Annotated in this window: 24 protein-coding genes; 8 read left to right on the forward strand and 16 right to left on the reverse strand. The window is 70.8% G+C overall.

The window, feature by feature from the left end:
• Window positions 1-33 precede the first annotated feature (33 nt).
• Window positions 34-954, forward strand: coding sequence for a 1-aminocyclopropane-1-carboxylate deaminase/D-cysteine desulfhydrase (locus R2B67_RS10315; RefSeq protein ID WP_317817416.1), 921 nt, complete (start codon window positions 34-36; stop codon window positions 952-954).
• Here the strand turns inward: R2B67_RS10315 and R2B67_RS10320 are convergent.
• On the reverse strand, window positions 930-2,531 hold the full coding sequence (locus R2B67_RS10320; protein WP_317817417.1) for a Na+/H+ antiporter: 1,602 nt from the start codon (window positions 2,529-2,531) through the stop codon (window positions 930-932). The genes R2B67_RS10315 and R2B67_RS10320 overlap by 25 nt on opposite strands.
• Window positions 2,532-2,566: 35 nt before the next feature.
• On the opposite strand from R2B67_RS10320, the gene R2B67_RS10325 reads away from it, so the two are divergent.
• From R2B67_RS10325 to R2B67_RS10335, 3 genes are all read left to right on the forward strand, one after another.
• Window positions 2,567-2,827 (forward strand): UBP-type zinc finger domain-containing protein, encoded by a 261-nt coding sequence (locus R2B67_RS10325; protein WP_030560950.1) that lies wholly within the window; start codon window positions 2,567-2,569, stop codon window positions 2,825-2,827.
• Between the two features lie 231 nt (window positions 2,828-3,058).
• Window positions 3,059-3,472, forward strand: coding sequence for an ATP-binding protein (locus tag R2B67_RS10330; RefSeq protein WP_018510034.1), 414 nt, complete (start codon window positions 3,059-3,061; stop codon window positions 3,470-3,472).
• A gap of 23 nt (window positions 3,473-3,495) precedes the next feature.
• Window positions 3,496-4,419: an RNA polymerase sigma factor SigF gene (locus R2B67_RS10335; protein ID WP_026241107.1), complete on the forward strand. Its 924-nt coding sequence runs from the start codon at window positions 3,496-3,498 to the stop codon at window positions 4,417-4,419.
• A gap of 93 nt (window positions 4,420-4,512) precedes the next feature.
• On the opposite strand, the gene R2B67_RS10340 is transcribed toward R2B67_RS10335, so the two are convergent.
• Entirely contained in the window at window positions 4,513-4,962 is a 450-nt protein-coding gene (locus tag R2B67_RS10340; protein WP_018510036.1) for a hypothetical protein, read from the reverse strand.
• A gap of 143 nt (window positions 4,963-5,105) precedes the next feature.
• Here R2B67_RS10340 and R2B67_RS10345 point away from each other — a divergent pair, with 143 nt between their 5' ends.
• Both R2B67_RS10345 and R2B67_RS10350 read left to right on the forward strand, forming a co-directional pair.
• A complete protein-coding gene (locus R2B67_RS10345; protein ID WP_018510037.1) occupies window positions 5,106-6,074 on the forward strand; it encodes a diacylglycerol/lipid kinase family protein in 969 nt (322 codons plus the stop codon).
• A gap of 320 nt (window positions 6,075-6,394) precedes the next feature.
• Window positions 6,395-6,652, forward strand: a complete 258-nt coding sequence (locus R2B67_RS10350) for a WhiB family transcriptional regulator (protein ID WP_003953983.1) — start codon at window positions 6,395-6,397, stop codon at window positions 6,650-6,652.
• Between the two features lie 198 nt (window positions 6,653-6,850).
• On the opposite strand, the gene R2B67_RS10355 is transcribed toward R2B67_RS10350, so the two are convergent.
• Together R2B67_RS10355 and R2B67_RS10360 are read right to left on the reverse strand one after the other, a co-directional pair.
• A complete protein-coding gene (locus tag R2B67_RS10355) occupies window positions 6,851-8,317 on the reverse strand; it encodes a sensor histidine kinase (protein ID WP_317817418.1) in 1,467 nt (488 codons plus the stop codon).
• A gap of 386 nt (window positions 8,318-8,703) precedes the next feature.
• On the reverse strand, window positions 8,704-9,786 hold the full coding sequence (locus tag R2B67_RS10360; protein ID WP_018510039.1) for an SIS domain-containing protein: 1,083 nt from the start codon (window positions 9,784-9,786) through the stop codon (window positions 8,704-8,706).
• A gap of 196 nt (window positions 9,787-9,982) precedes the next feature.
• Here R2B67_RS10360 and nagB point away from each other — a divergent pair, with 196 nt between their 5' ends.
• Window positions 9,983-10,768, forward strand: coding sequence for a glucosamine-6-phosphate deaminase (nagB, locus tag R2B67_RS10365; RefSeq protein ID WP_030560960.1), 786 nt, complete (start codon window positions 9,983-9,985; stop codon window positions 10,766-10,768).
• Window positions 10,769-10,996: 228 nt separating this feature from the next.
• Here nagB and R2B67_RS10370 read toward each other — a convergent pair whose 3' ends face one another.
• The 4 genes from R2B67_RS10370 to R2B67_RS10385 form a co-directional block, all read right to left on the reverse strand.
• Window positions 10,997-12,538 (reverse strand): glycoside hydrolase family 3 protein, encoded by a 1,542-nt coding sequence (locus R2B67_RS10370; RefSeq protein ID WP_317817419.1) that lies wholly within the window; start codon window positions 12,536-12,538, stop codon window positions 10,997-10,999.
• Window positions 12,539-12,547: 9 nt separating this feature from the next.
• The gene (locus R2B67_RS10375) at window positions 12,548-13,408 is read right to left on the reverse strand and encodes a carbohydrate ABC transporter permease (RefSeq protein WP_018510042.1); all 861 of its coding nucleotides are present in this window, start codon (window positions 13,406-13,408) and stop codon (window positions 12,548-12,550) included.
• Window positions 13,405-14,412, reverse strand: coding sequence for a carbohydrate ABC transporter permease (locus tag R2B67_RS10380; RefSeq protein ID WP_317817420.1), 1,008 nt, complete (start codon window positions 14,410-14,412; stop codon window positions 13,405-13,407). The genes R2B67_RS10375 and R2B67_RS10380 overlap by 4 nt, the downstream gene beginning before the upstream one ends.
• A gap of 115 nt (window positions 14,413-14,527) precedes the next feature.
• The gene (locus R2B67_RS10385; protein ID WP_317817421.1) at window positions 14,528-15,826 is read right to left on the reverse strand and encodes a sugar ABC transporter substrate-binding protein; all 1,299 of its coding nucleotides are present in this window, start codon (window positions 15,824-15,826) and stop codon (window positions 14,528-14,530) included.
• Between the two features lie 279 nt (window positions 15,827-16,105).
• On the opposite strand from R2B67_RS10385, the gene R2B67_RS10390 reads away from it, so the two are divergent.
• Entirely contained in the window at window positions 16,106-16,870 is a 765-nt protein-coding gene (locus tag R2B67_RS10390) for a GntR family transcriptional regulator (RefSeq protein ID WP_018510045.1), read from the forward strand.
• 181 nt (window positions 16,871-17,051) lie between these two features.
• Here the strand turns inward: R2B67_RS10390 and R2B67_RS10395 are convergent, their stop codons facing one another.
• Genes R2B67_RS10395 through R2B67_RS10430 form a run of 8 tightly spaced genes read right to left on the reverse strand, consistent with a single transcriptional unit; the run spans window position 17,052 to window position 26,061 of the window.
• Window positions 17,052-18,062, reverse strand: a complete 1,011-nt coding sequence (locus R2B67_RS10395; protein ID WP_317817422.1) for an aldo/keto reductase — start codon at window positions 18,060-18,062, stop codon at window positions 17,052-17,054.
• 2 nt (window positions 18,063-18,064) lie between these two features.
• Window positions 18,065-19,114, reverse strand: a complete 1,050-nt coding sequence (locus R2B67_RS10400) for an endonuclease/exonuclease/phosphatase family protein (RefSeq protein WP_317817423.1) — start codon at window positions 19,112-19,114, stop codon at window positions 18,065-18,067.
• Window positions 19,111-20,268, reverse strand: coding sequence for a glycosyltransferase family 4 protein (locus R2B67_RS10405; RefSeq protein WP_317817424.1), 1,158 nt, complete (start codon window positions 20,266-20,268; stop codon window positions 19,111-19,113). Before R2B67_RS10405 ends, R2B67_RS10400 begins: the two co-directional genes overlap by 4 nt.
• Window positions 20,265-21,371 (reverse strand): endonuclease/exonuclease/phosphatase family protein, encoded by a 1,107-nt coding sequence (locus R2B67_RS10410; RefSeq protein ID WP_018510049.1) that lies wholly within the window; start codon window positions 21,369-21,371, stop codon window positions 20,265-20,267. Before R2B67_RS10410 ends, R2B67_RS10405 begins: the two co-directional genes overlap by 4 nt.
• Window positions 21,368-22,438, reverse strand: a complete 1,071-nt coding sequence (locus R2B67_RS10415; protein WP_317817425.1) for a glycosyltransferase family 2 protein — start codon at window positions 22,436-22,438, stop codon at window positions 21,368-21,370. Before R2B67_RS10415 ends, R2B67_RS10410 begins: the two co-directional genes overlap by 4 nt.
• A 49-nt stretch (window positions 22,439-22,487) precedes the next feature.
• Complete coding sequence (locus tag R2B67_RS10420) at window positions 22,488-23,609, reverse strand: UbiA prenyltransferase family protein (RefSeq protein ID WP_317817426.1); 1,122 nt, start codon at window positions 23,607-23,609, stop codon at window positions 22,488-22,490.
• Between the two features lie 17 nt (window positions 23,610-23,626).
• Complete coding sequence (locus tag R2B67_RS10425) at window positions 23,627-24,673, reverse strand: NAD-dependent epimerase/dehydratase family protein (RefSeq protein WP_237327873.1); 1,047 nt, start codon at window positions 24,671-24,673, stop codon at window positions 23,627-23,629.
• Window positions 24,661-26,061, reverse strand: a complete 1,401-nt coding sequence (locus R2B67_RS10430; protein ID WP_051883863.1) for an aspartate aminotransferase family protein — start codon at window positions 26,059-26,061, stop codon at window positions 24,661-24,663. Before R2B67_RS10430 ends, R2B67_RS10425 begins: the two co-directional genes overlap by 13 nt.
• Between the last annotated feature and the right edge of the window lie 6 nt (window positions 26,062-26,067).

Below are 26,067 nucleotides of genomic sequence, written 5' to 3' on the forward strand. Positions count from 1 at the left end.
GAGGACGCCGTCGGGGCGGGCCACAATGGACACGTGAACCGCCCCGAGACCCTCCTGCGCCCCCGGGTGCCGTCCCCGCTCCAGGAGGTCCGGGACGACCGCTTCGCCCGGCGCGGGATCACGCTCCTCCTCAAGCGGGACGACGTGATCCACCCCGATCTGCCGGGCAACAAGTGGCGCAAACTCGCCCTCAACCTGGAGGCGGCCGCCGGGCGGCCCGTGCTGACGTTCGGCGGCGCCTACTCCAACCACCTCCGGGCCACCGCCGCGGCCGGCCGGCTGCTGGGCTTTCCCACCGTCGGAGTCGTACGCGGCGACGAGCTGGCACACCGCCCGCTCAACCCCTCGCTCGCCCGGTGCGCCGCCGACGGCATGCGGCTGCACTTCGTGGACCGTACGACCTACCGCGCGAAGGCCTCACCCGAGGTCCTGGAGGGGCTGCTGAGCCTCTTCGGGGACGTGGAGGTGATCCCGGAGGGCGGCAGCAACGCCCTGGCCGCACAGGGCTGCGCAGCGCTGGGGCGCGAGTTGCGCGGGCACACCGATGTGGCGGCCGTGGCCTGCGGGACCGGCGGCACCCTGGCCGGGCTCGCGGCCGGGCTGGAGAGCGGGCAACGCGCCCTGGGCGTACCGGTGCTGCGCGGCGGCTTCCTCGGGGCTGACGTGACCGCGCTCCAGCAGGAGGCGTTCGGCGGTCCGGCCGGGAACTGGTCCCTCGACGAGCGCTTCACCTTCGGCGGCTACGCCCGTACGACCCCGGAACTGGACGCCTTCGCCGCGGACTTCGAGGACCGGCACGGGCTGCCGGTGGAGCGGGTCTACGTCGCCAAGCTGCTGTTCGCGCTGACGGCCCTGGCCGAGGAGGGGGCGTTCGCGCCGGGCAGCCGGGTGAGCGCGGTGATCACGGGCACGCCCGACAGGCCGGGCCCTCAGGAGTCGTCCGTCTCCCGGTAGGCGGCCGCCTCCTCCAGATCCAGCCGGCGCAGCAGCGTACGCATCATCTCGTCGTCGATCCGCCGCTCGTCCCGGAGCCGGACGAAGACCTCCCGTTCGGCCTCGATCATCTCGCGGGAGAGCCGCCGGTAGGTGTCGTCCGCCGACTCCCCCGTGGCCGGGTCCGCCGCCCCCAGCCGCTCCCAGACGGAGTTGCGGCGCCGCTCCAGCACGTTGCGCAGCCGGTCGGCCAGCGGGGGCGGCAGGCTGTTGTGCGGGTCGGCGAGCAGCTCCTCCAGGCGGGCGTCGGCGGCGGCCGACGCCTCGCTCTGGGCCTGCGCCTCGATGAGCGTCTCGGTCTGCGGGTCGCGCCCGGGCAGCTTCAGTACGCGGACGAGGACGGGCAGGGTCAGCCCCTGGATCACCAGCGTGGCGATGACGGTGGTGAAGGTCAGGAACAGCACCAGGTTGCGGGCCGGGAACGGCTCGCCGTCGTGCGTGGCCAGCGGGATGGAGAAGGCGACGGCGAGCGAGACGACCCCGCGCATGCCCGCCCAGCCGACGATCAGGGGCGCGGTCCAGTCGGTGCCCGGTTCCCGCTCCCGTACCCGCTTCGACAGCCATCGGGGCAGGTAGGTGGCCGGGTAGACCCAGATGAAGCGGACCACGACGACCGCGACGAAGATGATCGCCGCGTAGCCGAGCGCCTCCGTCGCGCCGCCCGCTTCGAGCCCCTTGAGGACGAACGGCAGCTGGAGCCCGATCAGGGCGAAGACCGTGGACTCCAGGATGAAGGCGACCATCTTCCAGACGGCGGCCTCCTGGAGACGGGTGGCGAAGTCGACCTGCCAGGAACGGTGTCCCAGATAGAGGGCGACGACGACCACCGCGAGGACTCCGGAGGCGTGCACCCGCTCGGCCGCCGCGTACGCCACGAACGGGATCAGAAGAGAGAGCGTGTTCTGGAGAAGGGCCTCCTTCAGGTGCGTGCGCAACCAGTGCAGCGGCACCATCAGCAGCAGTCCGACCCCGACCCCGCCGACCGCGGCCAGCAGGAACTCCGCGATCCCGGCGGCCCACGTCATCCCCTCCCCCACAGCCGCGGCCAGCGCCACCCGGAAGGCGGTGATCGCGGTGGCGTCGTTCACCAGCGACTCACCCTGAAGGATGGTCGTCACCCGGGCGGGCAGCCCGACCCGGCGGGCGATCGCGGCGGCCGTCACGGCGTCCGGCGGCGCGATCACGGCCCCCAGGACGAGTGCGGCGGTCAGCGGCAGCTCCGGGATCACGAGGTACGCCAGCCAGCCCACGGCGAGGGTGGCGAAGAGGGTGTACCCCACGGAGAGCAGCGCGACCGGCCGGATGTTGGCCCGCAGATCGAGGTAGGAGCTGTCGACGGCGGCCGTGTAGAGCAGCGGGGGAAGCAGCAGCGGGAGCACGATGTGCGCGTCCAGGTGGTACGTCGGAACGCCCGGCACCAGGCCCGCGACCAGGCCCACGGCCACCAGGACGAGCGGCGCGGGAACGGGCGTGCGGCGCGCCGCTCCGGCGACCGCCGCACTGGCCGCGACCAGCGCCACCAGCGGCAGCGCGTCCATCTCACCGTCCTCGGATCCGTCGTAACCTGCCCATCATGAGCGAGTGTGCGCATGTAGCGGATCTGCCACGCCCCGAGCCCGTACCGCTCGGGGAGACCTGCCCCGAGTGCCTGGCCGCAGGCACCCATCCCGTGCAGCTGCGGCTCTGCCTGACCTGCGGGCACGTCGGCTGCTGCGATTCCTCACCCCTGCGGCACGCCACCGGGCACTTCCGGGAGACCGGTCACCCGGTGATGCGGAGCTTCGAGCCGGGCGAGAGCTGGCGCTGGTGCTTCGAGGACGGTTCGATCGTCTGACGTCTGGGTACGTCAATCCGGCGCCGGTTCTTCGTAATTGGACGCCGCAGCCCCCTAGCCACTGTGTGTACTCATAGGTTTACTATGAGTGATGGCCGGGGGATGGGGTGCGGGCGACACTGCATCATGGATCCGATAGCGTCGCCGAGCTGAGAACCGTCGACCGACCACATGGCTCCGGGCCACCCTTCCCGGAACCTCGAAAGAGTTTGTGCCACCTTGGAGGTGAGGGTGTCCCAGATCGCAGGCGAGCCCGGGAATCAGGACTTCGTAGAGGTCCGGCTGCCCGCTGCGGGTGCCTACCTGTCGGTGCTGCGAACGGCCACGGCCGGTCTCGCAGCGCGTTTGGACTTCACTCTCGACGAGATCGAGGATCTTCGTATCGCGGTCGACGAGGCCTGCGCGATCCTGCTTCAGCAGGCCGTGCCCGGCTCCGTCCTCAGCTGCGTGTTCCGGCTCATCGACGACTCTCTCGAGGTGACGGTGTCGGCCCCCACGACGGACGGCCGCGCACCCGAGCGGGACACCTTCGCCTGGACGGTGCTCTCCGCACTGGCCGGCAAGGTCGAGTCGACGGTCGCCGACGACCGTACGGTCACCATCAGCCTCTACAAACAGCGCGGCGCGGGCCCCGGGCCGGCGTGAGCGACGGGAACGGGGACGGTCCTGTGCGGGACGAGACGATCCGACCCGGGGTGGTGCGCCCAGCAGGCATCCCGGAGCAACAGGCCCGGCCGCATCCGGTGGACGGAGCGGACGGGCCCCAGGGGCTCAACGTCGCGGTGGAGCAGTCGCAGGAGCGGGCGGGCCAGATGAGCGAGCACGGGCACCACGATCCACACGACCGCAGCGGGGCCCGGGCCCTGTTCATCGAGTTGCGGGAGCTTCCCGACGGCTCCGCGGAGAAGGCGGAGCTGCGCAACCGGCTGGTCCGGATGCATCTGCCGCTGGTGGAGCACCTGGCCCGGCGCTTCCGCAACCGCGGGGAGCCGCTGGACGACCTGACGCAGGTCGCCACGATCGGGCTGATCAAGTCCGTGGACCGGTTCGACCCGGACCGGGGCGTGGAGTTCTCGACGTACGCGACCCCCACGGTCGTCGGCGAGATCAAGCGCCACTTCCGGGACAAGGGCTGGGCGGTCCGGGTGCCCCGCCGCCTCCAGGAGCTGCGGCTCTCGCTGACCACGGCCACCGCCGAGCTCTCCCAGCAGCACGGCCGCTCGCCGACCGTGCACGAGCTGGCCGAGCGGCTCGGCATCTCCGAGGAGGAGGTGCTGGAGGGCCTGGAGTCGGCCAACGCGTACAGCACGCTCTCGCTGGACGTGCCGGACACGGACGACGAGTCCCCCGCCGTCGCGGACACGCTGGGCTCCGAGGACGAGGCGTTGGAGGGCGTGGAGTACCGGGAGTCGCTCAAGCCGCTCCTGGAGGACCTGCCGCCGCGAGAGAAGCGCATCCTGCTGCTGCGGTTCTTCGGCAACATGACCCAGTCGCAGATCGCCCAGGAGGTCGGCATCTCGCAGATGCACGTCTCCCGGCTGCTGGCCCGCACGCTGGCCCAGCTCCGCGAGCGCCTGCTCGTCGAGGAGTAGAGCGGCCGGCCCTCCGCAGGGCGCCGCGGCTCCCGGAGCTCGGGCCTGCCGGTCCGCTCGGGCTTCCGGGTCAGCTCAGCCGTCCGGACCCGCTCAGGCTTCCGGGTCCGCTCCGGCGCCCCTGCGCAGGCCCAGGATCTGGGTGGTCGCCGGGTTCAGGACGAGCACCAGACCGGTCACGGCGACCGCCGCCAGGACGATCCCGGCCGGGATCAGCGCGCCCTGGGAGCGCAGCAGCGTCCACGCCACCGGCAGCGCCATGATCTGGGTGATCAGCGCCGGGCCCCGGCTCCAGCTCCTCAGCAGCATCAGGCCGCGGGCGGCGATGAGCGGGATGGCGCCCAGCGCGATCAGCGTGATGCCGACCGTCTCCGCCTGCTGCGGGCTCTCGGGTCGCCCGAGCACCCCCATGACCAGCAGGTAGAGCCCGCTGGCCGCGAGCGCGGCGCCTTCGAGGGCGTTGATCCCGGCGAGGGCGGTGATCCTTCGCGGGCGCTCCGTCGCGGCGGGCGAGGGGGTGGAGGGGGTCGCTTCAGTGCTCACGCCTTTCAGGTTGGCATCCCCGGGCCCCGGAAGTGAAGCCGGGGTGGAGCACCTGCCGGGTGGGCGTCACGGAACGTGACCGGCCCTGAGCTGAGCGAACCGCGACTTCGGTACCGAACCACCCGGTAGGTACTCTGGCGGGCATGCGCGCCCTCCTCGTGGTCAACCCGGCAGCCACCACCACCAGTGCACGCACCCGTGACGTCCTCATCCACGCCCTGGCCAGCGAGATGAAGCTGGAGGCGGTGACCACGGAGTACCGGGGTCACGCGCGGGACCTGGGGCGGCGGGCGGCCGACAGCGACGACATCGACCTGGTGGTCGCCCTGGGCGGCGACGGCACGGTGAACGAGGTCGTGAACGGGCTGCTGCACCGGGGCCCGGACGTGGACCGCGTCCCGAAGCTCGCCGTCGTTCCCGGCGGCTCCACCAATGTCTTCGCGCGCGCCCTGGGACTGCCCAACGACGCCGTGGAGGCGACGGGCGCGATCCTGGACGCCCTGGAGCACCGGAGGGAGCGCACGGTCGGCCTGGGGCTCGCGGCCGGCACCCCGGGCACCGAGGACGAGTCCGTACCCGAACGCTGGTTCACTTTCTGTGCCGGTCTCGGTTTCGACGCCGGAGTGGTCGGCCGGGTCGAACAGAAGCGCGAGGGCGGGAAGCGTTCGACGCACGCGCTGTACGTGCGCCAGGTGGTCCGGCAGTTCCTGAACGAGGCCCACCGCAGACACGGGACGATCACGCTCGACGTGCCCGGCCAGGAGCCCGTCACCGACCTCGCGCTCTCCATAATCTGCAACACCGCCCCCTGGACCTACCTGGGGAATCGCCCGGTGTACGCATCGCCGAAGGCCTCCTTCGACACCGCCCTGGACGTCCTCGGACTGAAGCGTCTGTCGACCTCGGCGGTGGCCCTCTACGGCACCCAGCTGCTCACTTCGAGCCCTGACAGAGGGCCGCGCGGGAAGCACGCTGTTTCACTGCATGACCTCACGGACTTCACCTTGCATTCAAAGGTCCCACTGCCCTTCCAGATGGACGGCGACCACCTGGGACTGCGTACGAGCGTGACGTTCACAGGCGTACGCCGTGCACTGCGTGTGATTGTGTGAGTGGAAGGGCCGAAAGTCCTTTAACTCGAACGTTTGGCCTGGCCCCCACCCCTTAGAAGTGCGGCTGTGACCTAGTCGACACCGAGGAATCAAAAAAAACTTTCCAGAAGGGGTTGTATCCGCCGCCGAGGTTTGCGAATCTCTACATGGCGATCGGGACGGCCCGCAACACCGGCCTCCACTGAGAGCCAGAACCCCTCCTCACCATCACAGACCACACCCAGTGCTTCTGGGAGTCGGCCCGTCATCTGTGGGGGGATTCGTGAAAGCGTTCACATTCACAAGCAACAAGCGTGTAATACCAAGGAGAGGTAGCAGCCATGGACTGGCGTCACAACGCCGTTTGTCGTGAGGAAGACCCCGAGCTGTTCTTCCCCATCGGCAACACCGGTCCTGCGCTGCTGCAGATCGAGGAAGCCAAGGCCGTCTGCCGTCGCTGCCCCGTCATGGAGCAGTGCCTGCAGTGGGCGCTCGAGTCCGGCCAGGACTCCGGCGTCTGGGGTGGCCTCAGCGAGGACGAGCGCCGCGCGATGAAGCGCCGTGCCGCTCGCAACCGGGCGCGTAACGCCAGCGCCTGACCGACGCCCCCCACGAACACGCCTCAGCCAGGCGGCGCGTACAGAGCGTGCGCACAGCCCCGCCTTCGAGTCGCAGCGCGCAGTACCCCGGAGCGCATCGCAACGTGAGCATCGCGGAGCGGGCCCGGACCGTCACCACGGTCCGGGCCCGCTCTGTTGTGTCCCGCCAGTTATTTGTCGCCGCTATTTGTCACCGCGCTATTTGTCACCGCGCACCGGCAGGTCCAGCACCACCTGGGTACCGCGCTCCGGCGCCGGGACCATGCCGAACGTCCCGCCCAACTCCCCCTCCACCAGCGTCCGTACGATCTGGAGCCCCAGATTGCCGGCCCGCTGCGGGTCGAACCCCTCGGGCAGACCGCGCCCGTCGTCGGTCACCGTGATGAGCAGCCGGCCCTCGGCCGGCGAGCCGCCGCGCACGGCGGAGACCTCCACCGTGCCCTGATCGGCCACGGTGAACGCGTGTTCCAGGGCGTTCTGGAGCACCTCGGTGAGCACCATGGAGAGCGGGGTGGCGACCTCGGCGTCCAGGATGCCGAAGCGTCCGGTGCGCCGGCAGGTCACCCTGCCCGGCGAGATCTCGGACACCATCGCGATGACCCGGTCGGCGATCTCGTCGAACTCGACGCGCTCGTCCAGGTTCTGCGAGAGCGTCTCGTGGACGATCGCGATCGAACCGACGCGCCGCACCGCCTCGTTGAGCGCCTCGCGCCCCTGTTCGGAATCCATCCGGCGGGACTGGAGGCGCAACAGGGCGGCCACCGTCTGGAGGTTGTTCTTCACCCGGTGGTGGATCTCCCGGATGGTCGCGTCCTTGGTGATCAACTCGCGTTCGCGGCGACGGAGTTCGGTGACGTCCCGGAGCAGGACCAGCGAGCCGATGCGGACGCCCTTGGGCTTGAGCGGGATGGCCCGCAACTGGATCACCCCGCCCTCACCCTCCACCTCGAACTCGCGCGGCGCATACCCGCTGGCCACCTTGACCAGGGCCTCGTCCACCGGGCCCCGTGAGGGCGCGAGTTCGGCGGTGGTGGTGCCGAGGTGGTGGCCGACCAGGTCGGAGGCGAGGCCGAGGCGATGGTAGGCGGAGAGGCCGTTGGGGCTGGCGTACTGCACGACCCCGTCCGCGTCCAGCCGGATCAGGCCGTCGCCGACGCGCGGGGAGGCATCCATGTCGACCTGCTGGCCGGGGAAGGGGAAGGACCCGGCGGCGATCATCTGGGCCAGGTCGGAGGCGGACTGGAGGTAGGTGAGCTCCAGCCGGGAGGGGGTGCGCACGGTGAGCAGGTTGGTGTTGCGGGCGATGACACCGAGGACCCGGCCCTCACGGCGTACGGGGATGGACTCGACCCGTACGGGAACCTCCTCGCGCCACTCCGGGTCGCCCTCGCGCACGATCCGGCCCTCGTCCAGAGCCGCGTCCAGCAGCGGGCGGCGGCCGCGCGGCACCAGGTGGCCGACCATGTCGTCCTGGTAGGAGGTGGGGCCGGTGTTGGGCCGCATCTGGGCGACCGAGACATACCGCGTGCCGTCGCGGGTCGGGACCCAGAGCACGAGGTCGGCGAAGGACAGGTCGGAGAGCAGCTGCCACTCCGAGACCAGCAGATGGAGCCACTCGAGGTCGGTGTCGCTCAGAGCGGTGTGCTGGCGGACGAGATCGTTCATGGAGGGCACCTGTGGAGCGTACCCGGGGTCAACATCCGTGTTCGAACCGATCGGCCCGGCGGGCCGTGCCGTGTGGGAGAGGGCCGCTGCCGCACCGGATGTCGATGGACAGGGCGGGGCGTACGGCCGGAGAATGTCGTGCACATGGATGGACACGAGCAATTGGTCTAGTCCACAATGAGTTCACCAAGACCTCCGTTCTCCCCGCACAGGAGAACGGACCGAGGCACCCGGCGCTCTCTGCCCTGACCGCGCCGGTGTCTCATGTGGCCGGAGGCACCGCACACCGCCGGCCAGGTAGCTCCGGGCTGCGGTGCCGGGCGGGCTGAGGGTCCCGCCCTGGCGCCGCGGCCCGCGGGTGTTTCCGGGGGCCGTTCAGACATCCTCTAGCGCGTCTCCGTGACCTTCGCCAGGGCACGCGGCGAGTCCGGGTCCTGGCCCCGCGCGATGGTGACCTCGTACGCGAGCATCTGGAGCGGCAGGATCTCCAGGATCGGCTGCAGCTCCTCCGGGACGCCCGAGGTCGGCAGTGAGAAGCCCGCCGACGCCGCTTCCACCTGAGCCTTTGGTCCGACCACAAAAAGGTCCGCGCCGCGACCGCGCAAGCGGTCCAGCACCGGCTGGAGGGCCTCGCCGCCCCGGCCGTCGGTGACCACCGCGATCACCGGGGAGATGTTGTCGACCATCGCCAGCGGGCCGTGGAGGAGGTCGGCGCCGGAGTAGGAGAGAGCGGGGATGTAGCTGGTCTCCATGAGCTTCAGGGCGGCTTCCTTGGCCGTGGGGTAGCCGTAGCCGCGCGAGGTGATCACCATGCGCTCGGCGAAGCGGTAGCGGGCGGCCAGCGCCTTGACCTCGGCCCGGCGGCCCAGGATCGCGCCCGCCAGGTCGGGCAGGGCCGACGCCGCCTCCGTACCGTCGACGCCCGCCAGGCCCTCCACGAAGAGGTACAGGGAGAGCAGGGAGGCCGTGTACGTCTTGGTGGCCGGCAGCGCCTTCTCCGGGCCCGCCAGGATGTCGATGTGGAACTCGGATACGGCGGCGAGCGCGGAGTCCGGGTTGTTGGTGACCGCGAGGGTGACCGCACCGGCCTCCCTGGCGGCCCTCGTGGAGGCCACCAGGTCCGGTGAGCCGCCCGACTGGCTGACCGTGACGACCAGGACGTCCCGCAGATCGGGCTTGGCCCCGTACGCCGTCGTGGTGGACATGGAGGCGAGGCCGCAGGGCAGGCCGAGCCGGATCTCCAGCAGGTACTTCGCGTAGAGCGCCGCGTTGTCGGAGGTGCCGCGCGCGGTGAGCAGGACGAAGCGGGGCTTCCTGGCGGCGATCTCGGCGGCCACCTCGCGGATGCGGGGCGCGCCCTGGTCGAGGATGCGCCGCAGCATCGCGGGCTGCTCGGCCATCTCGCCGGACATGATGCGGCCGGGCACATCGCGCTGGTCGTCGGGGCCGGGCGGAGGGGTGGCTGACATGGAGGTGCCTCCCGATGCGGTGTCGTACCGGACAAGTCGACCAGGCAAACGCGGGGTCCGCCAGCGGGCGGGACGGCGGGCGGGGCGGGTGGACCGAACCGTGGCCCGTTCACCGCACAGACGGCCGATTCTGCTAGATTGGGCCTTTGATTGGTCTATACCACAGGGCTCCACTCATCAGATCGGCAGGCACAGCGTGGAAGTTGTCATCGTCCCGGACGCCACGGCAGGCGGCGAACTGATCGCGGAGGCCATCGCCTCCCTGCTCAGCCGCAAGCCCGACGCCCTGCTCGGCGTTGCCACCGGCTCTACCCCGCTGCCCATCTACCGCGCGCTGGCGGCCAAGGTCGCCGCCGGGGCTGTCGACGCCTCGCGCGCCCGCATCTGCCAGCTGGACGAGTACGTCGGGCTGCCCGTGGGCCACCCGGAGTCGTACCGCTCCGTGGTCCTGCGTGAGGTCGTCGAGCCGCTCGGGCTCTCCGAGGCGTCCTTCATGGGCCCGGACGGCTCGGCCGAGGACGTCCAGGCGGCCTGTGAGGCGTACGACCGGGCGCTGGCGGAGGCCGGCGGGGTCGACCTCCAGCTGCTCGGCATCGGCACCGACGGGCACATCGGCTTCAACGAGCCGTGCTCCTCGCTCGCCTCGCGCACCCGGATCAAGACGCTGACCGAGCAGACCCGGGTGGACAACGCGCGCTTCTTCGACGACGACATCGACCAGGTGCCGCACCACGTGATCACCCAGGGCATCGGGACGATCCTGGACGCCCGGCACCCGATCCTGCTGGCCACCGGTGAGGGCAAGGCGGAGGCCGTCGCCCAGACCGTGGAGGGGCCGGTCGCCTCGATCGTGCCGGCCTCGGCGCTCCAGCTGCATCCGCATGCGACGGTGGTGGTGGACGAGGCGGCGGCGTCGAAGCTGAAGCTGGCGGATTACTTCCGCGCCACGTATGCGGCTAAGCCGGCGTGGCAGGGGTTGTAGGTCGTACGCCTGCCTGTACGTGCGGGAAGGGCCAGGACACCGTGAGGCGTCCTGGCCCTTCCCGTTGTGCCGCCCGTCCGGCGAGAGGCTTTGTCCTCAATCGCCGGACGGGCTCGTTTTTCGGCCTTGCGGCCTCGTCCTCAAACGCCGGACGGGCTTGATTTTGTCCGCCCGCCACGCTTGGTCATCGCCGGACGGGCTCGATCTACCGGCCCGACGGCCTCGTCCTCAAACGCCGGACGGGCTGGAGGTGTCCGTCACCGCTTCCGCCGCCGCCTGGCCGCAGACCCTGGACGCGCCGTGGGTGGCTATGTGGAGCGACCCCCGGGGGGTGGACGCCGGGACGCCCATCTCGACCACGATCGTGTCCGGGCGGGCCGCCAGCAAGGCGTCCAGCGCCGCGCCCATCCAGGCGTGGCGGTGTTCGTCGCGGACGACGGCGACGATGCACCGCTCCCCCGCCGCGGCGACCACCTCGGCCGCCGGGTCGGTGCTCTCGCTGGTGTACCGGCCCGACTCCGTGCCCGGCAGGAGCCGGGTGAGGCCCGCGGCGATGCCCCAGGGGGTCTCGTCGCCGACCGCGATGTTCGCCACCGCGGAGAACTCCGCGACGTAACCCGGCTCGGTCAGCCGGTCGCCGGTGCCGGTGATCTTCAGCGCGCGGCGGGCGGCCACCAGGCCGATGTCGGAGCTGACTCCGGTGCCGGGCGCGGTCCCCTCCTGCACTTCCGCGCCCGGCTCCGGGACGTCCCCCCGGGCCCCCTGCGTCCAGGACGCGAGGGCTCGTACACGGGCGGCCGCATCCGCGAGCCGCTCCTCGGCCAGGTCTCCGCTGTGCACGGCCGCCACCAGGGCGTCGCGCAGGCGCAGCACCGTCTCCTCGTCGGCCAGCCCGCCGCCGACGCAGATCGCGTCGGCGCCCGCGGCGATCGCGAGGACCGACCCGCGCTCGATGCCGTAGGTCCTGGAGATGGCTTCCATCTCCACGCCGTCGGTGACGATCAGGCCGTCGTAGCCCAGTTCCTGACGGAGCAGACCGGTGAGGATCCGCGGACTCAGGGTGGCCGGGCGGTCCGGGTCGAGTGCGGGAAGCAGGATATGCGCGCTCATCACCGATTTGGAACCCGCTGCGATGGCCGCCCGGAAAGGCAGCAGCTCACGGGCGTGCAGGGTGTCGAGATCCACATCGATGCGGGGCGTCGCCAGGTGCGAGTCGACCGCGGTGTCGCCGTGGCCGGGGAAGTGCTTGGTGCAGGCGGCGACACCGGCGGCCTGGAGCCCCTCGATGTACGCGGCGGTGTGCCGGGCCACCAGGGCGGTGTCGGCGCCGAAGGAGCGTACGCCGATGACCGGGTTGTCCGGGTTGGAGTTGACGTCCGCGGACGGCGCCCAGTTCAGGTTGACGCCGCACACGGCGAGCCGGCGGCCGAGCTCGTGGGCGACGGCCCGGGTCAAGTCGACGTCGTCGACGGAGCCGAGGGCGAAGTTGCCCGGGAACGAGGAGCCGTCCCTGACCTCCAGGCGGGTCACGTCCCCGCCCTCCTCGTCGATGGCGACGAGGACATCGTCCCGCTCGGAGCGCAGCCGCGCGGTGAGGGCGGCGAGCTGCTCGGGCGACTCGATGTTGCGGCCGAACAGCCCGACGGAGGTGAGCCCTTCACCGACGCGGCGCAGCAGCCAGTCCGGTGCGGTGGTTCCGGTGAATCCGGGCTGGAGCACCGCGAGCGCGTCGCGCGTCAGGGTGTCCGTGGTGGAAACGAGGGTGGTCATGGGCCCGCACTATCCCTTCACAGCGCCGGAGGTGAGCCCAGCGGCCATCTTCTTCTGGATGATCATGAAGAAGATGACGACGGGCAGGGCGATCATGGTGGAGGCCGCCATGAGTGCGCCGTAGTCCGTTCCGCGCTCGGTGGTGAAGGTCATCAGCCACACGTTGAGCGTGTACTTGGAGTTGTCGTTGATCAGGATGTACGCGAAGAGGTACTCGTTCCACGCGTTGACCAGGGCGAAGATCGACGCGGCGGCGAGTCCGGGGGCGAGCAGCGGGAAGACCACCTTGCGGAAGGCCCCGAAGCGGGTGAGGCCGTCGACCATCGCGGACTCCTCCAGCTCCACCGGGATATTCACGACGAAGCCGCGGATCATGATGGTGGCGAAGGGCAGCGTGGCGACCAGGTAGACGACGATCAGGCCCCAGTACTCGTCGATCCCGCCCATGGCGTTGAGCTGGGCGTAGATCGGGATGAGCATCGCCGTCGGCGGCAGCATCTGGACCAGGATCATGATCAGGAGCAGCGGCTTGCGGCCGAAGAAGCGGAACCGGCCGATCGCCAGGGCCGCCAGGGTCGCGATGATCATGCCGCCGACCACCGCCGTGACGGCGACGATCAGGCTGGACTGGATGGCGGTGGTGAAGTTCGGCTGGTCGACGGCGCGCACGAAGTTGTCGAACGTGATCGACGTGGGCCACAGCGTCTGGTTGTAGCTGCGGATCTCGCGGTTGGGCCGCAGGGCGCTGATGACCAGCCAGTACACCGGGAAGATCATGACGACGGCGATGCCGAGGCCGAGGATGTCCAGGTGGAGCCGGCTCTTCTTCCGGTCGGGACGCAGCGCCTGTGTTTTGGTCGTGCTGCTCATTCGACCTCTCCCGTCTTCATGAGCTGGCGCAGGTAGTACACGGCCACGCCGGACAGCAGCACCACCGTGATGAGGGCGATCGCGGTGCCCTGGCTGAAGGAGGTGGACTCGAACGCCTTGGAGTAGGAGTAGAGGCCGAGGGTCTCGTACTCCGGCTCGGGCTTGTTGCCGCGCAGCAGCCAGATCTGGCCGAAGACGTTGAAGTCCCAGATCACCGAGAGGGTGGCGACCATGGTGAAGACCGGCTTGATGACCGGCCAGGTGACGAACTTGTAGACGCCGTAGCCGCTGGCACCGTCGAGTGCCGCTGCCTCTTCCAGTTCCTGGGGGACCTGGGTGAGGGCGGCGTACAGGGTGACGACGACGAACGGGATGGCGCCCCAGACGACCAGCAGGGTGATGATGCCGAAGCCCTGGATCGGGTTGAGGTACCAGTTGTGTCCGAGCCAGTCCTCGCCGACGACCTTGGCGATCAGCGTGTTGATCAGCCCGTAGTCGGAGTCGGCCATGAACCGGAAGATCGAGGCGGCGACCATCAGCGGCATCGACCAGGCGGCGATCAGGGCCACCGTCAGGACGAGCCGGACCCAGGTGGAGAGCTTGCGCATGAGCAGGGCGACCAGCAGCCCGATGCCCATCGTCAGCGTCACACAGATGGCCATGAAGACGATCGTGCGGAAGGTGACCCACCAGAACTCGGAGTCACCGAGGATGTTGGTGAACTGCTCGAAGCCCACCCAGGGGGCGGGCTCTCCGGACCACAGTTCCCGCCGGCCCATGTCCTGGAAGGACATGACTACGGTCTTGCCGAGCGGGTAGAGGTAGACGGCGGCGATCGCCACGATCGCCGGGAGGATCAGGAAGTAAGGGAGGAGTTCACCCTTCTTCCGCTTCCTCTTCTGAACTCGGGGCGCGTCGTCGTCGGAGGACGACTTCCCGGTCGGCTGCGGGTCGGGTGGTACGGGGACCGGCGGCCCGACGGCCTTGGTATCAGCGGCAGACACGTGGCTGACCTTCCATCGCGGGTCCGAGGCGGGCCCCGGAATTCACGGCGTTCACTTACGAGAAGAGGGCAGGGGCCCGGCAGTGATGCCGGGCCCCCGCCTGGCGACCGGAAGGTCAGGACTTCTTGTTGATCAGGGCGTTGATCTTGTCGTCGGCCTTCTTGGAGGCGTCGGCGACGGAGGCACCCTTGAGGATCTCCAGGAGGACGTTCTCCAGGATCTCCTCCTTCTCGACGGAGGCCCAGCCCGGCGCGATCGGCGTGAACCAGGCGTCCGGCACCGCGTTGGCGATGGCGGCGGTCTCCGGCTTCGTCTTCAGCGGCTCGAGCTGCTTCTCGTTGTTCGGGAGGACGTTCTTCGACGCGAGGACGTCGCCGCCCTTGGCGTTGGTGAAGAGGGCGATCCAGTCCTGGCCGAGGTCCTGGACCTTGGACTTGGAGATCGTCGCGAGGTCCGAACCGCCGATGAAGGACGGGAGGGCCTTGCCCTCGGGGCCGGGGATACCGGCCGTGGCGATCTTGCCCTCGAGCTTCGGGTTGCCGTTCTCGCCACCCGTGACGCTGCCGGCCTCCCAGGCCTGGCCGTAGATCACGGCGGCCTTCTCGTTGGCCATGACGTTGGCGTGGTCCTGCTCGTCCTTCGTCTGGTCGGCCTTGTTGTACTTCTTGACCAGGTTGACGAAGTGCTCCAGGCCCTTCTGCGACTCGGGGGAGGAGAGCGAGCCCTTCCACTCCTTGGCGCCCTCGTCGTAGGTGGCTATCTGGCCACCGTAGGCGGCGACGTAGGACATCGCGGCGTACCAGTAGCGGCCCGGGAAGTAGAGCGAGGAGGCGCGCTTGTCCTTCTTGCCGAGGGAGGCGGAGACCTTGTCCATCGCCTTGAGGAACTCGTCCTCGGTCTGCGGGAGCTCGTCGCTGCCGGTGCCGGCCTTCAGCATGTCCTTGTTGTAGACGGCCAGACGGGCACTGGCGTAGTAAGGAACGCAGTACGTCTTGCCCTCGAAGGTGCAGGTGTCCTTCAGACCCTTGATCCAGGTGTCCGAGTTCTCGTACTTCTTGGGGTCGATTTCCCCGAGCGCACCATTGAGGATGTACTGCATGGTCTCGGTGTTGCCGAGTTCGACAACGTCCGGGAATTTGTCGCCACCGAGGGAGGTGTCAAGCTTCTTGACCTTGTCGGCCCACTGCTGGTACTGAACCTTGACCGTGACGCCGGGGTACTTCTTCTTGAACTCGGCGTTGGTGTCCTTGACCAGCTCGGGCCAGGTCGACTGGGCCTCGCCCATCAGCCAGACGGTCAGGGTCTCCTTGCGGTCCTTGGGGTCCTGCGACGATGCCTTGTCGTCGGAACCACACGCCGCGACCGAAACCAACATGCCCGCGACACCGATAGCCGCGATGAGCTTGCGCTTCACGTCAAACCCTCCTCAGGGATGCTGCAACCCCACCCACCGCGAAGACATTCGACGAGTTCTGCTGGGGCTGGACCTGGTCTTTAATGGTTTAGACCAGTACCGGGAGCTTGGCCTAGACCTTTAGGGGTGTCAAGGGTGTATAAGAAGTGCACTCGCGTCCGTTATAGGACCGACACCTAAGGGAGGGCGACGACCCGTGACCGGACCGTGCCACCATGTGAGCCGCGACAGACGGAGGAGCCGGTGACGGCAGCAACGCAAGCGTCGGAGAGGCGGGCCATGGGTGCCGACGGGGGCAGTTCGGGGAGCGAGACCGGCAACGGTACGCGCACCGCGCGCGTACCGAAGTACTACCGGCTCAAGCGGCATCTCCTCGACATGACCGATACCTTGCCGCCCGGCACCCCGGTGCCGCCCGAACGCACCCTGGCGGCCGAGTTCGACACCTCGCGCACCACCGTGCGCCAGGCCCTGCAGGAGCTGGTCGTCGAGGGCCGGCTCGAACGCATCCAGGGCAAGGGGACGTTCGTCGCCAAGCCCAAGGTCTCCCAGGCGCTCCAGCTGACCTCGTACACCGAGGACATGCGCGCCCAGGGGCTTGAGCCGACGTCCCAGCTGCTCGACATCGGCTATGTCACGGCGGACGACACGCTCGCCGGGCTGCTCGACATCTCGACGGGCGGCCGTGTGCTGCGCATCGAGCGGCTGCGCCTCGCCAGCGGCGAGCCGATGGCGATCGAGACCACCCACCTTTCGGCCAAACGCTTCCCGGCGCTGCGCCGCTCGCTGGTGAAGTACACCTCGCTCTACACCGCGCTCGCCGAGGTGTACGACGTCCGCCTCGCCGAGGCCGAGGAGACCATCGAGACCTCGCTCGCCACCCCGCGCGAGGCCGGTCTGCTGGGGACGGACGTGGGGCTGCCGATGCTGATGCTCTCCCGCCATTCCATCGATGGCCAGGGCGAACCCGTGGAGTGGGTGCGATCGGTGTACCGGGGCGACCGGTACAAGTTCGTGGCCCGCCTGAAGCGTCCGGTGGACTGAGGGACGTACCGACGTACGGATACGTACGGAGGGACGCAGGAACGCCGACAGCCGGTGGCCCGGGGGCAACCCCCCGGGCCACCGGCTGTTTCCGGTCAGAACCCCGGCCGAACACCCCTATGAATCACGGTCGCGTCACCGGTCGGGCGACTGTTCGGGCCACCGGTCCGGCCGGCCCGTGTCAGCGCAGCTCCGGGTCCGTCTCGATGACGCTGTACGGGTACGGGAGCGCCTGCCGGCTCGCCTCCGTGAGCAGCTCCGCGTCGGCCGGGTCGAGGTCCAGGTCGGCGGCGCCCAGGTTGGTCTCCAGCTGCTCCAGGGTGCGGGCGCCCACGATCGGGGCCGTCACGCCCGGCCGGCCGAGCAGCCAGGCGAGGGCAAGGACGGGCACCGCGAGGCCGGTGCGCCCGGACACCTCGTGCAGGGTGTCCAGCACCCGCCAGGTCCGCGCATCGCCTTCGTACGCGCTCCACGACTCGCCCCACCCGAGCCGCTCGGCGGTCTCCACCCGGGTACCGGAGGGCGGTGCCGTCGTGCCGCGCCGGATCGCTCCGCTCAGCCAGCCGCCGCGCAGCGGGCTCCACGGGATCACACCGAGGCCCTCGTTGCGGCTGACCTCTATCAGCTCCCACTCGGCGGAGCGGTCCAGCAGGTTGTAGAGCGGCTGGAGGGCGGTGAACGGCTCCCAGCCGTGCGCCCGGCTGAGGTCCACCGCCTTCTGGAGCTGCCAGCCGGAGAAGTTGCTCGCCCCGATGTAGCGGACCTTCCCGGAGGTGACGAGGGCGTCCAGCGTGGCGAGGGTCTCCTCCAACGGGGTGCCCGGGTCCCAGGCGTGCACCTGGTAGAGGTCGATGTGGTCGGTGCCCAGGCGGCGCAGGCTCGCCTCCACCCCGGCGATCAGGTGGTTGCGGCCCAGCCCCCGGTCGTTGGGGCCCTCCCCGGTGCCGTACCGGACCTTGGTCGCGACCACGACGTCGTCGCGGCGCTGCCCCTTCAGCCAGCGCCCGAGGATCTCCTCGGAGGCTCCGGCCGAGTAGATGTCGGCGGTGTCGACGAAGGTGCCGCCCGCCTCCGTGAAGCGGTCCAGCAGGGCGTGGCTGGTCCGCTCGTCGGCCTCGCGGCCGAACGTCATGGCGCCCAGGCAGAGTTCGCTGACCCTGAGGCCGGTCTTTCCGAGATAGCGGTAGCGCATGGTCAGATTCCTTCGCTGCGGTGTCGGGGACGGATGTCTGCGGACGTCCGGGAGTCCGGTCCGGTGAGGGACACGGTCACCTCCTGGACGCTGTGGTCGGAGAGTCCGCGCGGGTCGCGGAAGCGGTAGCTGTGCACCCGGGCACCGGGGGTCGTGAGCACCCAGTCCAGGCGCCACCAGCGCATGCCGGGGCGTGGCTGCCAGGAGGTGGGGCAGAGCCGGCCGGTCAGGGGTACGGCGTCGGCGCCCAGCCGGGCGATCCGCCGGGCGTCACCGATCGCCGCCGTGGTGTTGAAGTCCCCCGCGATCAGGGCGGGGTGGGGGCAGCCTGCCACATCGCGGGCGAGTCCGGCGTACTCGCGTGCCCGGTCCCCGGCCCGGGTACGCACCGCGCGGTAGAAGTCGGCGCGCAGCGGGCTGATGAGCCGCAGCTGCACCGGGATGTGGACGTTGAAGGTGGCCAGCCGCCCCCGGCCGCCGGGCAGTTCCAGGTCCACCCGCAGGGTCCGGCGGGCGGCGGTCTCCACGACAGCGGCCACCGGCAGCCGGGAGAGGGTGATCAGCCCCCGGGCGATGACGACCCGGTGGCCGGGGAACGTGGCGCGCAGCCGCCGTTCGTCGTCGATCAGGCGGTAGGTGCCGTCGAACTCGTCGTGGTGGTACTCCTGGAGGAGGTAGACGTCGGCGTCCAGCTCACGCAGGAAGGCATAGAACGGGTCGGGGTCGGTGGACTGGCACCAGTGCTGGGTGTTCCACGCCACGAGGCGTACGGTGCCCTCCTCGGGCGGCCGGGCCGGCCGGCGGACGAGTGCGCCGGGCACCAGGCCGCACTGGCGGGCCCCTATCAGCAGCGCGGTCCCCGCCACCGCCCCGGCGGCCACGTCCCCCGCCACGCAGGCGAGCGCCAGCACGGCGGCGGGGACCGCGGCGAACAGCGGCGGCGGGATCAGCGAGGGCAGCAGCCACAGCCACCAGCGGCCGTTGAGGGCCAGGTGGGCGGCGAGGAAGACCGCCCAGGCCACGGCGGCCCACAGCAACGGCCCGCCGGTCACGCCGTGCCCCCGCGAGCGGCCCCGGTCTCCCGGAAGAGGGCGTCGTACGCGTCGAGGCAGGCGTCCGTCCCGTACCGGGCGCTCGTCGCGCGCGCCCCCTCCGCGCGCCGCTCGGGCGGGAACGCGGCGGCCTCCGTGAGGGCGGCGGCGAGGGCGTGGGCGTCGCCGGGCGGGAAGAGGCGCCCGAAGCCGGTCTCGGAGACGGGCACCCGCATGCCGGGGGCGTCACTGGCGACGGAGGGGACACCGAGCATCATGGCCTCGGCCTGGGAGATGCCGAAGGACTCCTCGGCCACGGACGGCAGGGCGAAGGCGTCCAGCGAGGCGTAGAACTCCGGGACCCGGGCGTCGTCGAGGAAGCCGGTGAAGCGGATCCGGGTGTCGCCGCCGGCCCGGGTGCGCAGCGCCCCGACGACGCTGCCGCCCGCCACCTTGGAGTAGTCCCCCGCGATGAGCAGCCGGGCCTCCGGATCGGGGAGCGTGCGGAAGGCGTCCACCAGGTGGTGCAGGCCCTTCTCGTGGGCGATCCGGCCGAGGAAGCCGAAGTGGGGGCCGGCTGTCTCGCGGAACGTGGCGGGGGCGGGCTCGCGCCGGCGGCAGGGCGGGGCGATGGCCAGGAGCCTGCGCTCGCGCATGAGGGGCCAGTGGCGCGAGTGCTGCGCGTGGTCCACGTTGTTGACGACGACGGCGGTCGAGCGGCGCAGGGCCGCGCCCACCGAGGCGTCGACGACCTTCACCTGGAGCGGGGCTAACCGGCCGGGCGGCAGCCAGACGTCGTCGTGGTGGGTGCTCACCACGGGGGTGTCCCCGGCGAGCCGGGCGACGGCCCCGGCCTCCAGCATCGGCAGATGGATGTTGACCACCCGGGAGGCACGGGCGACGCGCCCGGCGAGCGGGGCGAACCCCGGGCTGAGCACACCGCGCCCGATCCGGGCCGCCACCGGGGCGCGGAACACCTCGACGCCGTTGACGGTCTCCCGCGCGGGATGGGCGGGGTCGTGGCGGGAGGCGACGACGGCGACCCGGCGGCCCCGGGCGGCCAGCCCCTCGGCGACCGTGCGGGCGACCTCGGTGAGGCCGCTGGTGTAGGGGAGGTAGTAGGTGAGGACGATCGCCACGTCGAAGCGGGGCGGGGGCGCGGCGCGCCTGGTCATGGCCGGTCCTTCTCGGTGGGCAGGGAGAGGCGGAGGTCGATCAGCTTGTGGGTGGAGTGCTCGGCGGGCGGGTCCTCGACGGACTGCCGGTGCAGCTCGACGGAGGGCGAGACGAACGCCCAGTCCAGCCGCCAGAGCGCCGGCCCCCGGACCGGGAAGGTGGCCGGGTGGACCGGGCCCGCGAGCTCGGCGGTGTCCCGGAGCCCGTCGAACCAGCGCAGGTCCCCGGTGCCGGGCAGCACGTTGAGATCTCCCGCGAGGACCACGGGGTGCTCGTTGGCGTCCAGGTCCTCGCGCAGGGCCCGGAAGTGGATGTCCCGCCGGTCGGAGAGCTGCTTCACCGAGCGGTGGTAGGCGGGGGTGAGGGGGTTGCGGTCGACATTCAGCAGGTCGGGCAGATGGGTGTTGTAGAGGGAGAGCGTCCGGCCGTCCACATCGATGTCCGTGCGCAGGACGCGGATGTTCCAGTAGTCGGCCCAGGAGGTGTCCGGCGGGGCGAGCCCTGACGGCCGCAACGCCCTTACGGCGGTGATGGGGTAGCGCGACAGGGTGAGGAACTCCCCCTCGGTGGCGAGGTGGTAGCCGGGGAACTCGGCCCGGAGCCTGGCGAGGTCGTCGATGGGCGCGGGTTCGTGGCCCCGGCGGTTCTGGTACTCCTGAAGGAGGTAGACGTCGGCGGAGTGGCTCTTCAGATAGGCGTAGAAGTCGTCGGTGTCGCTGTCCTCGTCCCAGAAGAAGGTGTTCCAGTTGACCACCTTGAGGGCGTCGGCGGGTACGGACGGCTGCCCGCGCAGCAGCGCCCCGGGATGCAGTCCCGTCTGCCAGGAGCCGAGGAGCAGCGAGGCCAGGACGACGCCCACGGCGAGGCGTCTGCCCCGCCGGATCAGCGCGGCGGGGATCAACAGGGCGAGCGGGACCAGCAGATGGGCGACCGGCGGGGCCAGGCCGATGCCGTTCCAGCCCCACCACCGGCCGCTGAGGACCGCGCGCGCCGCGACGAACAGCGCCCAGAGGAGGGCGACGGCGAGCAGGAGGCGGCCGGGCCACACCCTGGGGGCGTCGCGCGTGGCCTCAGGGGCGTCCAGGACGGCAGTCCGGGTCACGTCGTGGCCCGTACGGCGGTGAGGTGCTCCCCCGGCTCGTAGAGCCCGCGGAAGCGCCGGGAGGCGAGCCACTGGAGGACGCCGACGCCCGCGCCCGCCGCGATGACCGCGTTGACCACGGAGTGCGTGAAGGCGAAGTAGGCCGTGAAGAGGGGGCCCCGGCGGCGCAGGACGAAGCGGTAGAGGGCGGTGTCGGCCAGCAGCGCGAAGGCGAGCAGGGCGGCGGGAAGCAGCAGCCAGGGCACGGCGGCGAAGCCCAGCGGCAGGGTCAGTACGGCGAGCAGGGCCGCGACGCTGGCGCCCGCACGGGGGCCGGTGGCGATGCCGCCGGGGAGGTCGCCCCGGCGCACGTACAGCGGGATGTGCAGCCGGGTGCGGTGGAAGACCTTGCGGAGCACGACCCGCCAGGTGTCGTCGTGGTCGTGGCGCCCGCGCACGGTGGTGGAGCTGTGGACCTCGTAGCTCCGGCAGATCCTGGCCGCGTAGTCGCCGTCCTCGGTGTGGCGCAGCCGGGGGTTGAAGGGCCCGATCTCGGCGAAGACGTCGGCGGGCATGGCGCAGATCGCGGTGTGCAGGGTGCCGATGCGGCCTTCCGTCTCGGCGAGCCAGTAGTACTGGTGGAGGCAGCGGTACTCCTCGATCAGGCTGTCCCTGATGAGGGGTTCGGCGTCGTACGTACCGCAGACGGCGCCGATCTTCGGGTCGGAGGAGAGCAGGGCGACGGCGTTGGCGACGGCGTCCGGTTCCATCGCCACGTCCGAGTCGACGAAGACGACGATGTCTCCGCGTGCGTGGGCGGCCCCGGTGTTGCGGGTGATGGCGACCCCGCTGTTGACCCCGGTGGAGATCACCCGCACCCCGCACGCCTCGGCGACGGCGACGGAGTCGTCGGTGGAGCAGTCGTCGATCAGCAGCACCTCCATGGGGGCGTAGGTCTGGGCGAGTGCGGCGCGCAGGCAGAGTTCCAGGGCCCGGCCGTAGTTGTAGTTGGGGATGACGACGGAGACGAACGGTGTCTTCTTCTGGTTCAACGGGGGCTTCTGGTTCAACGGGGGCTTCTGGTTCATGGGGCCGCACCTTCGGACGGGTCGGACGAGTCGGGGGGGGGAGAGACGGTCACAGTCGGGAGAAGAGGAGGGCCACGGAGACGAGCACGGCCCACAGCGTCGCGTTGACGAGCGTCGCGCGGTCCCGGAAGAGGACGTGGACCGGGTTGGCGCCGCCCTCCTCCACCAGGAGGAGTTGCAGATAGCGGGCCAGCCCGAAGACCGCGCAGGGGGCGGAGAGCAGGGTGACGAAGGAGGCTCCGGCGGCCAGGGCGGCGTCGTCGCGGAGGTAGAGCACGTAGGAGACGGCCGTCAGCACGGCGACCAGGACGACGAGGTGGTCCAGGAAGGCGAGCGTGTAGCCGCGCAGAGCGGGACGGTGGGCGCGGCCGGCCGCCGTCATCTCGTGCCGCCGTTTGCCGAGGGCCAGCATCAGGCAGAGCGCGAAGACGCAGAGCGCGAGCCATTCGGAGATCCGGCCGCCCACCAGGAGCGCGCCCTGGACGAGCCGCAGGACGAACCCGCTCGCCACGATGAACGCGTCCACCAGCGGTACGTGTTTGAGGCCCTGGCTGTACGCGACGGAGAGCGCGAGGTAAAGCGCGGTGGGCCACCACTGCCAGGCGGGCCCGGCCACCGCCCAGCAGGTGAGCGAGGCGGCGATGAGGCCGGCCAGGACGGTGGCCGCGGTGGTGGAGACCCGGCCGGAGGCGATCGGGCGGTTCCGCTTGACCGGGTGCAGCCGGTCCCGCTCCCGGTCGGCGAGGTCGTTGACGACGTAGACGAGGGCGGAGGCCAGGGTGAAGCCGAGCACGGCCCACCCGATCTGCCCGAACGCGCCGGGGTGCCAGGGCCGGACGTCCAGGAGGGCCAGCGGCACCACCGCGAGGTTCTTCACCCACTGGCCGGGGCGCACGAGGGCGAGGAGGTCGCGGAGGAGGCCACGGCCGTCGGTGGGCGTGGGAGCGCTGAGCGGGACGGGGCCGGGCGCGGCGGCTTCCGGCGGCCCCGGCAGCGGGCCGGCGGCCGGCAGGACGATCTCCGGCGGCCCCGGCAGCGGGACGGTCGCCGGCAGAACGGTTTCCAGCGGCTCCGGCAGGGGAACGGCGGCGGGCAGGACGGTGAGGTCCGGGGCTTCGGGCGGTGCGGTCACCACGCGCATCGGCGCAGGCGAGGACCGGGTGATGTCCACGGCAGGGCTCCCGGGTCCTAGAAGAAGACCTTGGCGAGGCCCAGCGCGCCCTGGCGCCACGGGTCCCGGCTGGTCCGGCCGGCCCCGGGAGCGGGTGCGCTGCCCTGCCGTTGGGTGCGCCACCAGGCGTACGTACCGAGGATGGCGTCCTGGTTGGAGAGCTGGGGACGGAAGCCGAGCCGTTCGGTGGCGCGGCTGATGTCCACGTACGAGTCGTCGAGGAGCTTGAAGAGCAGCCGCCCGTAGACCGGGGAGAGCTTGGTGCGCTCCAGCAGGCGCAGGACGCCGAGGGCGGGCGCGGCGGGCAGCGGGACGACCCGCTTGCCGTGTCCGGCGGCGTCCAGGACGGCCTGGAAGTCCTCGCGCAGGGTGCCGAACTCGGCGGCGCCCAGGTTGTACACGTCGTTGGCGACCTCGGGCTCCGCGTGCAGGGCGAGCACCACCGCGTCGACCAGGTCGGCCATGCCGAACATCTGGATGCGGACGTCCCCCCGGCCCAGGACGGGGAAGTTGCGCCGCTCCTCGGCCCATTCGAAGAGCATCGCGAACAGGCCCATCCGGCCCGGCCCGAGGAAGGTCTTGGGGCGGAGCACCGGCAGGCACATCCCCCGTGCCCGGAACTCCTCGCAGACCTCCTCCGCCTCGGCCTTGGCCCTGCTGTACGGGTCGACGGGCTCGCGCGGGTGGTCCTCCGGGGTGGGGACCCGCTTGGGGAGCCCGTAGACGGCGGTGGAGGAGATGTGCACGACGCGCGGCACCCGGGCCCGGTGGGCGGCGGTCAGGACCGTACGGGTGCCGTCGACGGTGATCGAGCGGATCTGGTCCACGGGGTAGCTGGGCAGCGCGGCCGCGCAGTGCACCAGTGCGTCGGCCCCGGCGAAGGCCCGGCCGAGCACCGCGCCGTCCCGGATGTCGGCGACCACGTGCCGGGCGCCCGGGGGCGGTTGGGGGTCGTCGCGCAGGTCGATGCCGATGACGTCGTGCCCGTCGGCGGCGAGCCGGGTCACCAGATGCGAGCCGAGCATGCCGGCCGCTCCGGTGACGGCGATGGTCAGGCGGCCCATCGGGACACCGCCTTGTCCTTCAGGAACGCGGCGAGGAGCCGGTTCATGCCCCGGGCGAGGGTCTTGTCGAAGGCGTCGAGGAAGATCTCCACCTCTTCGGCCCCGGCGACCAGGGAGGGAGCCGCGACGAGCGGGCTGCGCCCGTTGAGCGTGTAGTACATGTACACGTTGTGTTCTTGGTACATCGCGTTGACGACCGCGCAGGTGATGACCTTCGTCCGCAGAAGAGGATCGCGCGCCAGCCCTCCGGGGGCGAGTTTGGCGGCGAGGTCGAGCATCTTGGGGCCGCCGTCGAGGAAGACCCCATAGAGCGCTCCGGCGCCCCGGACGTCCGCGATGATGTCGGGATACTGCTTGCGCAGCCGCTCCAGACCGGGGGCAAGGACGCGTTCGATGGCGCGGGCGCGGGCCGGATAGTCGTCCTCCACCGCGATGTTGACGGCCTCCAGCGCGGTGGCGGTCTCCTCGCCGAAGCCGTAGTAGGTGGTGCTGGTCGACTGGAGCATCGCGTCCCCGAGGCTGTCGTACGCCTGGCGGAAGACGGGTTCGCGGGCGACGAAGGCGGAGATGGAGGACTTGCCGCCGCCGAAGGACTTCGAGGTGGTCACGACGTCCGGGACGAGCCCGGGGTAGCGCATGAAGTGGAAGAGGCTGCCGGTCTTGCCCCAGCCGGTGTAGATCTCGTCGAAGATCAGCACGATGTCCTCGGCGGTGCACAGCTCCCGCAGCCCGCGCAGGAACTCCTCCGAGCACTCCGTCATGGTCGAGGCGGAGAAGGGCTCGATGAGGATCGCGTACACATCGCAGCGCCCCTTGGCGTTCCGGGCCGCCGCGACGCTCTCGCGTACGGAGTCGAGGTCGCCGTAGCGGAAGGCGGAGACGCCGGGGATGCCGGGGAAGGCGAAGGCGGTCTGGGCGCTGCCGGTGAGGCTCCCGGAGCCCAGCAGCTTGCCGTGGAAGCTGATGTCGGCGTGCAGGATCCGCTGCCGCTTGCCGCCGTGGTACTTGTACGCGAGTTTCACCGCGCCCTCGACCGCCTCGGCGCCCGAGTTGGGGAAGAACGACATGTCCAGGTCGCCGGGGAGGAGTTGGGCGAGGTTGTGGCCGAGGGCCGCGATGTAGGGCGAGAAGTAGGTCTTGTGCACCTCCATCCGGCGCTGCTCCTGGAAGCGGCGGCGGGCGGCGAGGATGCGGGGGTGGTTGTGGCCGTGGTTGAGGACGCCGACACCTCCGGTGAAGTCGAGGACGCGGCGGCCGTCGCGGGTGTGGATCCAGGAGCCCTCGGCGTGGCTGACGAGTTCCCGGCCGAAGCCGAAGGAGGTCATGAGGGAGACCTGGCTCTTGTTGACGTGCGACCGGTAGAGGTCGTGCACCCGGCGCAGCGGCATCTCCTC

This window comes from Streptomyces cyaneofuscatus (genome assembly GCF_033109485.1).
GTDB lineage: Bacteria > Actinomycetota > Actinomycetes > Streptomycetales > Streptomycetaceae > Streptomyces > Streptomyces cyaneofuscatus.